The organism is Amycolatopsis sp. NPDC049691, from assembly GCF_040675005.1.
In the GTDB taxonomy this organism is placed as follows: Bacteria; Actinomycetota; Actinomycetes; order Mycobacteriales; family Pseudonocardiaceae; genus Amycolatopsis.
Genome location: NZ_JBFANX010000013.1, coordinates 148,289 through 162,544, shown reverse-complemented (window position 1 = coordinate 162,544; position 14,256 = coordinate 148,289). Strand labels below are relative to the sequence as shown.

The following is a 14,256-nucleotide window of genomic DNA, read 5'->3' as shown; positions in this document are numbered from 1 at the left end:
TCCGCCCGGACGTCGACCATAGCAAGACGTGACGGCGAGGCCCCGCCGATCCGTGGACCGGCGGGGCCTCGTCACGAGCGGGATCAGGCCAGGTACTCGGCCGCCGCGCGGAGGCTCACCCAGGAGCCGCTGAAGGTGTCGATTCGGGGCCTCTCGCCGTCCGGTGGCCCCGGTACCCCCGTCTCCACCCTGATGTAGTCCATAGTGGACAACGCGGCCAGCAGCTCGCGCACCCGTGGGTGGCGGTGCGCCTCCCGGGTGACCACCACGACGCTGCGGACCTCCCGTGCCGCGGCCAGGACCGCTTCCGCGTCGTCCGGTGTCGCCGTCAGCGTCCGCGTGCCCGGGACCAGCTCGGCCAGGTGCGCGCCGAGGCCCCACGGCATCGGGCCGGCCGCGATCGTCGGCTCGGTCTGGACGTCGACCACCAGCGGCGGCCCGGCCAGCTTCGGCGAGCCCTGGACGCGCAAGGCCTTGCGGGCCGCCTCGAGACCCAGGCGGCGATCGACCGGGCCCACCGAAGCCGGTGCCGGGTCGGTGCCCAGCGCCGCCGTCCGCGAAGCCGCCTCCGCCAGCCGCTCCAGGGGCAGCTCCCCCGCCGCGACCGCGGCCACGATCGCCGACACGCACGCGTCCAGGTGCTCGGCCTCGAACGCCGCGCCGCCGAGGCACAGCGCGTCCGCGCCCGCCGCCAGCGCCCGGACGGCGGAGCGGCCGAGGCCGTCGTGCCGCCCGTACGCCCCGGACACCGCGCCCATCTCGAGCGCGTCGGTGATCACCGCGCCGGTGAAGCCCAGCTCGCCGCGCAGGACGTCGGTGAGCGCGACCCGGTTGAGCGTCGCCGGCTCCTCGCCCCAGGCCCGGACGACCAGGTGGCCCGACATCACCGAGCGCACGCCGGCCCGGATCGCCGCGGCGAACGGCACCAGCTCGATCTCCCGCAGCTCTTCGACCGTCCGGGGCAGCACCGGCAGCGCCACGTGCGAGTCCTCGGTCGCGGCGCCGTGACCCGGGAAGTGCTTGGCACACGCCGCGACGCCGTACTTCTGCAGCCCGGTCACGTAGGCCGCGACGTGCGGTGACGCCTTCGCCGGGTCGGATCCGAACGCCCGGACGCCGATGATCGGGTCCTCGGCCGCCAGGGTCAGGTCCGCGCACGGCGCCAGGTTGACCGTGACGCCGCAGGCCGCGAGCCGTTCGCCGAGCGCGGCGGCGACCGCCGTGGTCAGCTCCGGGTCGTCGGCCGCGCCGAGCGCCAGCGGGCCCGGCACGAACGAGCCGGTGTTGACGTCGAGGCGGGTGACGTCGCCGCCCTCCTCGTCGATCCCGACGACCACGCCCTCGCGCTCGCCGCGCAGCCGCGCGGTGAGGGCGGCGACCTGCTCGTCGTCGACGACGTTGCGGCCGAACAGCACCACCCCGCCCAGGCCTTCGGCGACGCGGCGACGCAGCCAGTCCGGCGCGGTGGTCCCGGCGAACCCGGGCAGCAGGACGGCTTCGGCGAGCTTCTCCGGTGTGGACACCCGCTACCCCTTCACCGCGCCGGCGGTCGCGCCGGACACCAGCTTGCGTTGCACGAGCAGGAAGAAGACCAGCGCCGGGATCGCGTAGATGACCGACGCGGCCATCACGCCGCCCCAGTCGGTGGCGAACGCCGTGCGGAACGACGCCAGCCACACCGGCAGGGTCTCCTTCGGCTTGTCCTGGATGAACACCAGCGCGAACAGGTACTCGTTCCACGCCGTGATGAAGCTGAACACCGACGTGGTGACCAGTCCCGGCCCGAGCAGCGGCAGCGTCACCCGGCGGAACGCGCCGGTCTGGCTGCAGCCGTCGATCATCGCTGCCTCTTCCAGCTCGTACGGGATCCCGTTGACGAAGCCGTAGAGCATCCAGACCGTGAACGGCAGCGTGGTGGCGAAGTAGATCAGCAGCAGCGACGGCAGCGTGTTGAGCAGCCCGGCGTCCCGCATCAGCAGGAACAGCGGGATGAACAGCGCCGACACCGGGGCCAGCTGCGCCACCATGACCAGCACCAGGAAGCCCTTGCGGCCGGTGAACCGCAGCCGCGACAGCGGGATCGCCGCCAGGGTCCCGGCGACCAGCGCGCACAGCACCGACCCGATCGTGACGATCAGGCTGTTCATCAGGTAGACCGGGAAGTTGTCCTTGCCCAGCGCCGTGGCGAAGTTGCCGAACGAGAACGACGTCGGGATCAGGTCGTACTTCGGCGAGAGGATCTCGCCGGGCGTCCGCAGGGACGTCACGAACATCCAGTACGTCGGGAAGACGATCAGCAGCGCGACGAGAATGCCGACGACCGACAGCACGATCCGCTGCGGCAGCGATTTCCTCACTTGAGATCACCTTCCGGGGTCCGGACCAGCAGCTGGATGTACCGCCCGGTGATGAGCGCGAGCACGATCAGCATCAGGGTCGCGATCGCGCCCGCCGCGCCGAAGTGGTTGCCCGCGATGCCCTTGAGGTACAGGACCACGGCCAGCGTGGTGCTCTCGCCGTCGGGACCGCCCTCCCGGATCGCCCAGATCTGGGCGAAGGCGTTGAAGTCCCACAGCACCGACAGGAAGGTCACCATGGTGGTGATCGGCCGGATGGCGGGCCAGGTGACCGCGCGGAACGTCTGCCACGGCCCGGCGCCGTCGATACCGGCGGCCTCGTACTGCTCGCGCGGGACGCCGATGATGCCCGCGTACAGCGAGAACGTCACGAACGGGACGGCCTGCCAGACGATGAGCAGCCCGATCACCGACAGCGTGCTGGCCCCGCTGGAAAACCACGAGAAGCCGATGAAGCCGTGGAACCCGAGCCGGTCGAGGGTCTTGTTGAGGATGCCGTACTGCTCGTCGAAGATCCACTGGAACACCGTGGTCGTGGCGATCACCGGGGTCGCCCACGCGAGCACCAGCGTGACCTGCACGATGATCCGCACGACCGGCCCGAGGTGGCGCATGAGCACCGCCAGCAGCAGCCCGCCGAGGATGGTGGCGGCCACGATCGCGGCGGTGAAGACCAGGGTCCGGACGGTGACCGTCCAGAACTCCGGGTCCGAGAGGGTGTTCGTGTAGTTGTCGAACCCGATCCAGACCGTCTTGCCGGAGACGAGCTGGCCGATGTCGAGCTTGCGGAAGCTGATCGCGAGGACCTGGACCAGCGGCCAGGCGAGCAGCACCAGGATGGCCGCCAACGCGGGGAGCAGGAGCAGGTACGGGAGCACCCGGTCGCCGAACCGGCCCCGCCTGCGCCGCTTGACCCCGGGGTCGCGCGGCGATGCCGGCGGGGTCGCCCCCGCCGGCATCGTCACGTTCGCGGTCGCTGTCATCCGCCGATGAGCTTGTTGAGCGCTGCGTTGGCGTCGGCGGTCGCCTGGTCGAGCGTCTTCTTGCCGGTCAGGTACGCGGTCAGCATGTCCTTGATCGGGTTCTGACCGGACTCGACGTCACCCCACTTCGGGCTGGCCGGGACGGCCTTGCCGTTGGCGGAGGCCTTCGCCATCACACTGCCCAGCGGGTCCTTGTCCAGGCCGGTGAGGTCGGTCGACGTGCCGGGCACGACGCCCGCCGCGGCGAGCTGGCTCTGGTACTTCGGGCTGGAGAGCAGCTTGATGTACTCCTTGGCCGCGGCCACGTTCTTGCTGTTGGCCGGGATCGCCAGGTTGGAGCCGCCCAGGAAGACCGGGGCGCTCTGGCCCGCGTTCTTGCTCGGGATCGGGAAGGCGCCGGTCTTGCCGGTCAGGCTCGCGTCGGTCTTGGCGGCGGTCGCCAGCTCCCACGGGAGACCGATCATCATGGCCACCTTGCCGGCACCGTAGACGGTCGCCTGCTGCGGCTTGGCTTCGTCGGCGTCCTTCGGCGCCTTGGTGCCGGAGGTGTCGACGAGCTTCTTGTAGAAGTCCAGGCCCGCCTTCGCGCCGGCGCTGTCCAGCGTCGCCTTGAAGTTCTTGCCGTCGGGCTGGGCGATGTCACCGCCGTTGTCCCAGATGAACGACAGCAGCGCGTACCAGTTCTGGCCCGGCATGTAGAGCGCCTGGAAGTCGGGGTCGGAGCCGAACTTGGTCTTCAGCTTGCCGATCGCGTCGATCCACTCGTCGTTCGACGTCGGCGGCTTGGCGATGCCGGCCTGCTCGAACATGTCCTTGCGGTAGATGACCTCGCGGTTGGCCGCGTAGAACGGGACGCCGTAGGTCTTGCCGTCGTAGGTGCCGGAGTCCGCGAGACCCTTCAGCCACTGCGCGCCGTTGAAGCTGTCCTTGTCGCCGGAGAGGTCGGTCAGGACGCCGTCCTGCGAGGCGAACGCCGCGGTCTGGGTGTTGCCGATCTCGATGACGTCCGGCGGGGTGCCGCCGGCCAGCGCGGTGGTCAGCTTCTGCTGGATGCCGTCCCACTGCTGGATTTCGTACTTGACCTTGACGCCGGGGTGCGCGGTCTCGAACTCCTTGTTGAGCGCGTCGGTCAGCGTGGTGGGCGCGGAGCCCGTCATCAGCCAGACCGTGACCGTGCCGCTGAGCTGCGCGGGAGCGCCGCTCGACGAAGCGGCCGTGTCCGAGCCGCTGGAACCCGCGCAGCCGGCGGTCGCGAGGGTGAGTGCGGCGGCGCCCGCCGCCAGCTTGAGCCAGCGTTTCACTCGATGCCGTCCTTTCCATGCCCGGCCACCGCGGCCGGACGCCCCAAATGGTGTAGACCAATGTTGGGGTTAGAGTGGTACGTACCACAGGCGGTGTCAAGGCGGTTGCCGGAACGTTGTAAACCCACCGGGGAGTTGTACGCGCAGTAGCCGAGCGGTTACCACTGACCGACGAACGGGTGGCAGAAGTCGTCCTGATAGGAAGGTGTCCGGGCCGTTTTTCACCGCAGGGAAGCGGAAAAGCCGCGTAGCCGCTTCCCGGCCGCACGACGAAAACCGCCCCGGGAAAGGCTTCCCGGGGCGGCAGGCGCGCGCGTCGTGCGATTTTCGCGGGCGACCCGTGGTCACACCGCCGTTGTCGCGGGCAACCCGGCGCTCCGGCGCGCGCGGTGGGCAGCCATCCGCACCGGGGCGTTGGCCACCCCGTACCCGCGGTACCCGCCGATCCGCTGCACGACCTCGAAGAACACCCGCGCCCCGGCCAGCGCCGTGTAGAAGTGCAGGAACTCGCCGTGGGCGTCGCGGTCGTAGAGCACGGAACGCTCCCGCAGCCCGGCCAGCCGCTCGGGCGGCAGGTCCAGGCGCGCTTCGAGGTCGTCGTAGTAGTTGGCCGGGATCGCCAGCAGCGGCGCGCCCCGATCCCGCATCGCCGCGGCCGCCGCGAGCGCGTCCGCGCAGGCGAACGCCACGTGCTGCGGTTCGGGCACCGCCGGCGCCCATTCGCCGCGGCGGACCAGCGCGCTGTCCAGCGTCAGCCGGACCTCCCCCGCCGCCACCACGCGGCTGCGCACCAGCCCGAACGGCGCCGCGAACTCGGCCACCGGGGACGGCGTCAGCCCGAACACCGACCGGTAGAACAGCGCCGCCTCGTCGAAGTGGTCGAAGGGCTGGGTGAGAGCGACGTGGTCGATGCCGACGATCCCCGCGCCGGCCGCCGCCTCCCCGGTGGGCACGAAGTCGTCGCGCCAGTCGTCGCCGCAGAGGAAGACCTGGGTGCCGTCCGGCGCCGCGACCGAGGCCAGGTCCGCCTCGCGCGGGCCGCGCACCCGCGGCAGGACCGGTGCGAGCAGGGCTTCCGCGCGGCGGGCCGACCGGGCCGGATCGGTGCTGGCCAGCGCCACAGCGCCGACGGCGCCGTGCGCCGCGCCGCCCTCGTTGACCACCACCCGGGCTTCGCCCTGCTCCCACAGCTCGACCGGCTTGGTGCGGTGGACGCCGGTGCGCGCGAACCCCAGCGACGCCAGGACCTTCCCCGCGCCCGGGTCGGTGACGACTTCGGCGAACGCGTGACCGGTCAGCGCCGGCGCGGCCGGGACGGCCAGGACGCCGAGGGAGTCCTGCAGCGCCAGCAGCGACCGCATGGCGTCGACCGCCGCCGGGCGCGGGTCGGCTTGGCGGTACACGTCGTTGAAGACTTCCAGGGACAGCGGGCCGCGGTAGCCCGCGGCCAGGACGTGCCCGGTGAACGCCGTCAGGTCGAACTCGCCCTGGCCGGGGAAAAGCCGGTGGTGGCGGCTCCACGGCAGGACGTCCATCGGCAGCTCCGGCGCGTCGGCGAGCTGGAGGAAGAAGATCTTGTCGCCGGGGATCGCGCGGATCGGCGCCGGGTCGTGGCCCTTCGACAGGATGTGGAAGCTGTCCAGGCAGACGCCGAGGGCGGGGTGCGCGGCGCGGCGCACGATGCGCCACGCGTGTTCGTAGCCGTTGACGTGCCGGCCCCAGGCCAGTGCTTCGTACGCGATCCGCAGTCCCCGCTCGTGCGCGGCGTCCGCCAGCGCGTGCAGCTGTTCCGCGGCGAGCTCGTCGTCGTCGATCGCGTCCGGCGAGACGGACGAGCAGACCAGCACGGTGTCGGTGCCCAGCTCGGCCATGACGTCGAACTTGTGCCGCGCGCGGCGGAGGTTGGCCGCGTGCACGTCCGGCGGGACCGCCTCGAAGTCGCGGAACGGCTGGTAGAGGTCGATCGAGAGGCCGAGGTCCGCGCAGCGGCGGCGGATTTCGGCCGGGCTCGACGGCGAGACCACCAGGTCGTTCTCGAACAGCTCGACGCCGTCGAACCCGGCGGCGGCGGCCGCGGCGAGCTTGTCCTCGAGCGTGCCGGACAGACAGACGGTGGCGATCGCGGTGCGCGGTTCAGGCGGCACGGGCGGCCTCCCCTTCGAGGGCGTCGAAGTGGCGCAGCATCCGCGCCGGGTCCGGCTCGACGCCGGTGAACAGCCGGAACGACTCGGCGGCCTGCAGCACGACCATGCCGCCGCCGTGCAGCACGCGGCAGCCGCGGGCGCGGGCTTCGGCCAGCAGCGCGGTCTCCAGCGGGCGGTAGACGATGTCGGCGACCCACAGGTCCGGCCGCAGGTAGGCCGCCGGCAGGGGCGAGCCGGGGTGGGCGGCCATCCCGGTCGGGGTGGCGTGCACCAGGCCGTCGGCGTGGCGGACGGCGTCGAGGTCGCCGGTCTCGGCCCGGCCGGCGCCGAACCGCTGCCGCAGCGCGCCGACGAGCTTCGCGCTCCGCCGGCGGTCGACGTCGTGGACCGTGAGCCGCCCGGTGCCCAGGGACAGCAGGGCGTGCGCGACCGCGGCGCCCGCTCCCCCGGCGCCCAGCAGGACGACGTCGTCCAGCCGGACGTCCGGCAGGCCGCGGGTGAGGCTGCGGGCGAAGCCGGTGGCGTCGGTGTTGTGCCCGATCGCGCGGCCGCCGTCGAAGACGACGGTGTTGACCGCGCCGAGCGCGGCGGCTTCCGGGGACAGCTCGTCGAGGTGGTCCAGGACCAGCTGCTTGGCCGGGTGCGTCACGTTGAGCCCGTCGAACCCGGCGAGCCGGGCCGCGGCCAGCACGTCGGCGACCGGGCGGCGCAGCGCGTCGAGGTCCAGCAGGCGGTAGACGTAGCGGAGGCCGAGCTCGTCGGCCTCGCGTTCGTGCAGCGCCGGGCTGGCGGACGGCCCGATGCCGGTGCCGACGAGTCCGATCAGGTAGCTGGTCACGCGGTCGCCCCCCGAATTTAATGTACGAACTAGTACGTTCACAATAGCGCGACGCGCGGTCCGAGGAAAGGGCTGGGCTAGAGTGGGGCCGTCGACCTGCAGCGGAAGGAGCCCGGTGGCCGCACCATCGTCGGAGGCCGAGCGCCAGCGCGACAAGGACCGCACGCGCGCCGACATCCTCGCGGTGGCCACGCGGGAATTCGCGGACAAGGGCTACACCGGCGCCCGCGTCGACGAGATCGCCGCCCGCACCAGCACGACCAAGCGGATGATCTACTACTACTTCGGCGGCAAGGAACAGCTCTACATCGCCGTGCTGGAGCAGGCGTACTCCGCGATCCGCACGCTGGAGCGGCAGGTCGACGTCGAGCACCTCGAGCCGGAGGAAGCCCTGCGGCAGCTGGCGGCGCTGACCTTCGACCACCACGAGGCGAACCCGGACTTCATCCGGCTGGTCAGCATCGAGAACATCCACCACGCGGAGCACCTGGCGCAGTCGGAGATCCTGGCCGGGCTGGCCGACCCGGCACTCGGCGGGCTGACGGTGGTCCTGCAGCGGGGCCGCGCGGCCGGCCGCTTCCGCGAAGACGTCGACCCGCTCGACGTGCACATGATCATCAGCTCGTTCTGCGTGTTCCGGCTGGCGAACCGCCACACGTTCCAAGCGATCTTCGGCCGCGACATGCTCGACCCGGCCCGGCGCGAGCACTACCGCACGATGCTCGGCGACCTGGTGATCGACTACCTCACCGCCTGAAATCCGCCTCTTGACACCCGGGGTCCGGTCTCGCACTCTCTATTAACTAACTAGACCGTACATTGCTTCCCCGCCGACTCTGAGCAACGAAGCACGGACGTCAGGAGCTCATCCCCGTGACCGGATCGATGCCCCGCAAGGCGGCGCTGGCCGCCTGGATCGGCAGCGCGCTCGAGTACTACGACTTCTTCATCTACGGGACCGCCGCCGCACTGGTGTTCAACAAGGTCTTCTTCCCCGCCTCCTCCCCCGCGACCGGCACGCTGCTGGCGCTGGCCACCTTCGGGGTCGGCTACCTCGCCCGGCCGGTCGGGGCGTTCGTCCTCGGCCACGTCGGCGACCGCTTCGGCCGCAAGCGGGTCCTCGTGTTCACGCTGCTGCTGATGGGCGTCGCGACGTTCGCGGTCGGCTGCCTGCCGACGTACGGGACAGTGGGCGTCCTCGCGCCGATCCTGCTGGTGGTTCTCCGTCTGCTGCAAGGACTTTCCGCCTCCGGCGAGCAGGCGGGCGCGAACTCCATGTCGCTCGAACACGCCCCGGAACGGCGGCGCGCGTACTTCACCAGCTTCACCCTGAGCGGCACGCAGGCCGGCCAGATCCTGGCGACGGCGATCTTCCTCCCGGTCGCCGCGTTGCCGGCGGACCAGCTGCTGACCTGGGGCTGGCGGGTACCGTTCTGGTGCAGCGCGGCGGTCGTGGTGGTCGGGTTCGTCATCCGCCGCAAGCTCGACGAGACACCGGTGTTCGAACGCACCGAGGTCGCGAAACTGCCGGTCGCGGTGCTGTTCCGCCACCACTGGGCGGACGTGCTGCGCGTGGTCGTCGCGGCGACGATCGCTTCGGTGAGCACGATCTTCACGGTGTACGCGCTGAGCTACGCGGTCAACACGATCGGCCTGGACCGCACGCCGATGCTGTGGGTGGGCGTGCTCGCGAACATCGTCGCGCTGGCGGCGATCCCGCTCCTGGCCGGACTGGCCGACCGGGTCGGGCGCAAGCCGGTGTTCATCACCGGGTGCCTGCTGTGCGGGCTGCTGATCTTCCCGTACCTGTGGTCGATTTCGATCGGCTCGTACGCGCTGCTGTTCGTGCTGGGCATCGTGCTGTTCGGGGTCGCGTACTCGGGGGTCAACGGGGCGTGGCCGTCGCTGTACGGCGAGATGTTCACAGCCCGGGTGCGCCTGTCCGGCATGGCGATCGGCACCCAGATCGGCTTCGCGGTGGCGGGCTTCGCCCCCAGCGTGGTGGCGGCGATCGGCTCGGCGAAGGAGGACTGGCTGGGGGTGGCGATCTTCACGGCGGCGGTGTGCGTGATGGCGGCGGCCGCAGCGGCAACGGCGCGGGAGACGTACCGGGTGCCGACCGCGGAGCTGGGCCACCAGGCGGCGCGAACGAGTGCGCCGTCCACTGTGGTCGCCTCCACAGTGGACGGTTGAGGCGGAGGGCGGGCGCGCCGGCGAAGGGCGCGCCCGCGCACTACCGAGAAAAATTTGCGGCGAACGGGTGAACCGGTCCGGATAGATGCGACAATCGCCGCTCGCCGACCGACTGGGTGCGTAGGCCTGTACGGCTCGGGAACCCAGGAGAACGATGAAGTCAGCATGGCAAGTCCGGGCAGGGCGGGGAGGCGAGCGCGGCCAGGAGTCCCTCACCGATGGACTCGCGATCGTCGGCTGGGGCGGCGTCCCCGACCTCAGCCTGTTCGATACCCGCGAAGCGCTGAAGGTGGGACTCCGGGCGGTGTACCCACACCGGTCCCCGTACGTGATCGGGAACTGGGCCGGGCAGCTCTGGCGCTTCTACCGGGGAATGAGCGAGGGCGACCTCGTCGTCATGCCCCTCAAGAGGGAGCGGCAGTTCGCGATCGGGGAGATCACCGGGCCGTACCTGCACCGCGCCGACGCAACACCGGACAGCAAACACGCCCGGCCGGTCCGCTGGCTCCGAACCGACGTCGACCCCGGGGAGTTCGACCCGGATCTGCGAGGCAGTCTCGGCTCCCTGCTCACCGTCTGCCGGCTCAGCCGCCACGACGCCGCGCGGCGGATCGGGGAAGTCGCGGCCGGACGGAAGGACCCGGGCTGGCAGCACGCCGCCGCGAGCCTCGACCCCGACGCAACCCTGGCCGACCTGTGGGAAGCGGTCGAAACCGGTGCGGCGCCCGTCAAGCTCACGGTTCGGGACCTGCTGGCCATGTGGGACTACCGGCGGCGCACCGCGACGTCCCTGGTGACAGTTCAATCCGAATTGGCCGAGCACGGGCTGACGACCAAGCCGACGTTCACCACGGCTCGGATGGACTCCGTCGTGGAACTGGTCCCGATCGCCGTCGAGCCGAACGCGACGGACCCCGAGCCGGATTCGATCGAAACCGACGCGCTGGAGGACCTGCCGACCAAGTGGATGGTGCGCGCCGTCCTGCCCGACGAACCGGCCGTCGAATCCGTCACCGTCGGCAAGCCGCTCGCCGCCGCGGTAACCCTGATGCTGGCCAAGAACTACTCACAGCTTGCGGTGATCGACGAAGACGGGACCTACGCCGGCGCCGTCAGCTGGGAGTCCATCGGCCGAGCCCGCTTGGCGAACCCCGAGCCGACCCTGCGCGACGCCACCATCCAGGTTCGGGTCATCGACATCGACGAAGAGCTGTTCGGCCAGATCGACGAGATCTACCGGCGCGGATACGTGTTCGTCCGCGGAGAGGACCGCCGGACGCTCGTCGGCGTGGTGACGGCGAACGACCTCGCTCTGCAGTTCGGCAAGCTCGCCCGACCGTTCTCGCTGCTCGAAGAAGCGGAATTGCGGCTCCGCCGCCACACCCGGCGTTGCCTGTCGGAAGAAGTGATCGAAAAAGCCACGCCGAAGTGGGCGAGCAACCCCACGTTCGGCAAGTACGTGCAGATCTTCGAAACACGGAGCAACTTCGACCAGCTGAACTGGCCGCTCGACTACGAGACTTTCCTCGACCTGCTCAAGAAGGCGAAGGACATCCGCAACGAGCTCATGCACTTCTCCAGCGACGAGGTCCCCCAGCGGGACCTCGCCGCCATCGAAGGATTCTGCGCGACGATCAAAGCCGTCGACCAGATCTAGCCGATCAGGGCTTCGGGGCCGCCTCCGGAGCCTTGACCCGTTCCAGCAGCAGTTGCGCCACGTCGCGGACGTCGACGTTCTCCGCCTTCTGCTCGCTCTGCCGCTGCACCAGCCCATCGGTCAGCATCACCCGGCAGAACGGACACCCCGTCACGATGGTCGAAGCGTCCGTCGCGATCGCTTCGTCCACTCGCTCCAGGTTGATGCGCTTGCCGATCTGCTCCTCCATCCACATGCGCGCTCCGCCCGCGCCGCAGCACAGGGCTCGGTCCGCGTGGCGGGGCATCTCCTCCAGCGTCGCTCCCGTCGCGCCGACCAGCTCGCGGGGCGGGGTGTACACCTTGTTGTGGCGGCCCAGGTAGCACGGGTCGTGGTAGGTCACGCGAGGACCGTCGTCCACCGGGGCGACCGGCGTCAGCCGGCCGCCCCGGACCAGCCGGTTGAGCAGCTGCGTGTGGTGGACCACCTCGTAGTGCCCGTCCAGGTCCGGGTACTCGCGGCTCAGCGTGTTGAGGCAGTGCGGGCACGTCGTGACGATCTTGCGCAGCCGCGGCTCGCGGTCCTCGAACACGGCGTTGAGCGTCTCCGCCGTCTGCTGGGCCATCATCTGGAACAGGAACTCGTTGCCCGCGCGCCGCGCCGGGTCGCCCGTGCAGGACTCCTCCTTGCCCAGCACCACGTACTTGACGCCCGCGATGTGCAGCAGCTCCGCCGTCGCCCGGACCGTCTTGCGCGCCTGGTCGTCGAACGCGCCCGCGCAGCCGACCCAGTAGACGTACTCGACGTCTTCCGCCAGCTCGCCGTCGAACACCGGGACGTCGAAGCCGAGGTCCTTCGTCCAGGCCAGCCGCTCGGAGTTGTTCTGGCCCCACGGGTTGCCCTTGGTCTCCAGGTTCTTGAACAGTCCGCCCAGCTCCGTCGGGAACGCCGACTCGATCATCACCTGGTAGCGGCGCATGTCGACGATGTGGTCGACGTGCTCGATGTCCACCGGGCACTGCTCGACGCACGCGCCGCACGTGGTGCACGACCACAGGACGTCCGGGTCGATGACGCCGCCGTCGTCCTCCGGGCCGACCAGCGGGCGCGCGCCCTCGTGCTCGGTGCCCGCGAGGATGTAGGGCGCCTCCTCGAAGAGGTTGTCGCGCAGGTTCATGATGACGAGCTTGGGCGACAACGGCTTCCCGGTGTTCCACGCCGGGCACTGCGACTGGCAGCGGCCGCACTCGGTGCACGTCGCGAAGTCCAGCATGCCCTTCCACGTGAAGTCGCCGATCTTGCCGCGGCCGAACGTGTCGTCCTCGCCCGGGTCCTCGAAGTCGATCGGCTTGCCGCCGGACTCCATCGGCAGCAGCGGGCCGAGCGCGTCCGGCAGCCGCTTCGCCGAGACGTTGATCGGCGCCACGAAGATGTGCAGGTGCTTGGAGTAGAGCACGATCGACAGGAACACCAGCATCACGCCGATGTGCAGCAGCAGGCCGACCGTCTCGAGCACCTCGGTCGTCGAGTGCCCGAGTGGCTCGAGGAGGTTCCCGACGCCGAGCGAAACGTACGCGCCCGAGTCGTACGGGAAGTTGCCGGACGCCGAGGACGCGCCGCGGAAGAAGAACATCGTCCAGACGACGTTGAAGATCATCACGAGGATCAGCCACGCGCCACCGGTGTGCGAGCCGTAGAAGCGGGACGCGCGTTCGCGGCGCTCGGGCGCCTGCCGGATGCGGATCACCGTGAACACACCCAGCGACACGGCCACCATCACGGCGATGAAGTCCTGCAGGAACCCCAGCACCGCCCAGTGGCCGATCCACGGGATCGCGAACTTCTCGTCGAACAGCGCGCCGTACGCCTCGAGGTACACCGAAGCGAGGATCACGAAGCCCCAGAACGTGAAGAAGTGCGCCAGGCCGGGCACCGACCACTTCAGCAGCTTGCGCTGGCCGAACACCTCGCGCACCTGCGCGAGGAGCCGGGCACCCAGGTCGTCGGACCGCTTGGTGTCCGGCTGGCCCGCCTTGATCAGCCGGTACAGGAACGCCACCCGCTTGCCGGCGACGGCGAGGCCGACGACGGTCATGAGCAGGCCGAGGATGAGACGAACGAGCACGAGTCCTCCGTGACGTGCTGGAAGGAACGGCTCAGTGCGAGCCGGTGTAGTACCGGCACGCCTTGCACGCGTACCGCATCTTCGCGACCCGCCAGTGTTTCCGGTACAGATCGAGGTCGGCCGACCGGCGGACGCCGAGGCGCTGGTAGCGCCCGGGACGGCGGCGGCCGGTTTCGTACTGCTCGGTCGCGCGGCCGAGGTGGGCGCGCCGCAGCACGCACCCCCGCGTCCCGCACCGGCCGAGCGCGCCGCGGCAGAACCGGTGCAGCAGCACCAGTTCCGCCCCGATTTCTTCGACCACGCCGTAGCCGGGGTGCGCGCCCGGTCCGGTGAGCCGCACCGGCAGCCCGCAGTACCCGCACTTGAGCGTGCAGGACAGGCAGCCGGCGATGTGCCTGAGCCGTAGTTCGCGCCGGTCTTCGGAGCCGGGTCCTCGGACGCGCGACGCCATGGGGCCTCCTCCGGCGACTGTGATCGGCACCACTGACTACTGGAGGGTAATGAGGAGGTCACTTCGTGCGACAGGACTGAACGGCTTAGTTGCATTGCGCCGTTCGGCGTAAAAATCGAGGCAAGGTCGACCTTACTGTCCGTATGTCGGACGCCCCAAGCCGCAAATCGTACGTTCGGCCGTGCTGTACCCCGGGTGTTCCCCGCCACGATCCGGGGAAGTAGGCAG

The 14,256-nt window shown here is 70.5% G+C and carries 11 protein-coding genes; 3 read left to right on the top strand and 8 right to left on the bottom strand.

The genetic code is table 11. The features are described 5' to 3' along the window. Positions 1-83: 83 nt before the first annotated feature. The 6 genes from AB0J40_RS28105 to AB0J40_RS28080 all read right to left on the bottom strand — a co-directional run bounded on the left by AB0J40_RS28105 (position 84) and on the right by AB0J40_RS28080 (position 7,623). The gene (locus AB0J40_RS28105) at positions 84-1,523 is read right to left on the bottom strand and encodes a glycoside hydrolase family 3 N-terminal domain-containing protein (protein WP_364458212.1); all 1,440 of its coding nucleotides are present in this window, start codon (positions 1,521-1,523) and stop codon (positions 84-86) included. A gap of 3 nt (positions 1,524-1,526) precedes the next feature. Beyond that, a complete protein-coding gene (locus tag AB0J40_RS28100) occupies positions 1,527-2,357 on the bottom strand; it encodes a carbohydrate ABC transporter permease (protein WP_364458209.1) in 831 nt (276 codons plus the stop codon). Beyond that, a complete protein-coding gene (locus AB0J40_RS28095; RefSeq protein ID WP_364458206.1) occupies positions 2,354-3,340 on the bottom strand; it encodes a sugar ABC transporter permease in 987 nt (328 codons plus the stop codon). Before AB0J40_RS28095 ends, AB0J40_RS28100 begins: the two co-directional genes overlap by 4 nt. Beyond that, entirely contained in the window at positions 3,337-4,641 is a 1,305-nt protein-coding gene (locus tag AB0J40_RS28090) for a sugar ABC transporter substrate-binding protein (RefSeq protein ID WP_364458203.1), read from the bottom strand. The genes AB0J40_RS28095 and AB0J40_RS28090 overlap by 4 nt, the downstream gene beginning before the upstream one ends. 344 nt (positions 4,642-4,985) lie before the next feature. After that, entirely contained in the window at positions 4,986-6,785 is a 1,800-nt protein-coding gene (locus AB0J40_RS28085) for a TIM barrel protein (protein ID WP_364458200.1), read from the bottom strand. After that, the gene (locus AB0J40_RS28080) at positions 6,775-7,623 is read right to left on the bottom strand and encodes a shikimate dehydrogenase (protein ID WP_364458197.1); all 849 of its coding nucleotides are present in this window, start codon (positions 7,621-7,623) and stop codon (positions 6,775-6,777) included. The genes AB0J40_RS28085 and AB0J40_RS28080 overlap by 11 nt, the downstream gene beginning before the upstream one ends. A gap of 115 nt (positions 7,624-7,738) precedes the next feature. On the opposite strand from AB0J40_RS28080, the gene AB0J40_RS28075 reads away from it, so the two are divergent. The 3 genes from AB0J40_RS28075 to AB0J40_RS28065 all read left to right on the top strand — a co-directional run bounded on the left by AB0J40_RS28075 (position 7,739) and on the right by AB0J40_RS28065 (position 11,473). After that, the gene (locus AB0J40_RS28075) at positions 7,739-8,380 is read left to right on the top strand and encodes a TetR/AcrR family transcriptional regulator (protein ID WP_364458194.1); all 642 of its coding nucleotides are present in this window, start codon (positions 7,739-7,741) and stop codon (positions 8,378-8,380) included. 116 nt (positions 8,381-8,496) lie between these two features. Further along, positions 8,497-9,816, top strand: coding sequence for an MFS transporter (locus tag AB0J40_RS28070; RefSeq protein ID WP_364458191.1), 1,320 nt, complete (start codon positions 8,497-8,499; stop codon positions 9,814-9,816). 154 nt (positions 9,817-9,970) lie between these two features. Then, positions 9,971-11,473 (top strand): CBS domain-containing protein, encoded by a 1,503-nt coding sequence (locus AB0J40_RS28065; protein ID WP_364458188.1) that lies wholly within the window; start codon positions 9,971-9,973, stop codon positions 11,471-11,473. A gap of 4 nt (positions 11,474-11,477) precedes the next feature. Here AB0J40_RS28065 and AB0J40_RS28060 read toward each other — a convergent pair whose 3' ends face one another. Together AB0J40_RS28060 and AB0J40_RS28055 are read right to left on the bottom strand one after the other, a co-directional pair. Beyond that, positions 11,478-13,577: a (Fe-S)-binding protein gene (locus AB0J40_RS28060; RefSeq protein ID WP_364458185.1), complete on the bottom strand. Its 2,100-nt coding sequence runs from the start codon at positions 13,575-13,577 to the stop codon at positions 11,478-11,480. A gap of 31 nt (positions 13,578-13,608) precedes the next feature. Next, a complete protein-coding gene (locus AB0J40_RS28055; protein WP_364458182.1) occupies positions 13,609-14,028 on the bottom strand; it encodes a hypothetical protein in 420 nt (139 codons plus the stop codon). Positions 14,029-14,256 lie beyond the last annotated feature (228 nt).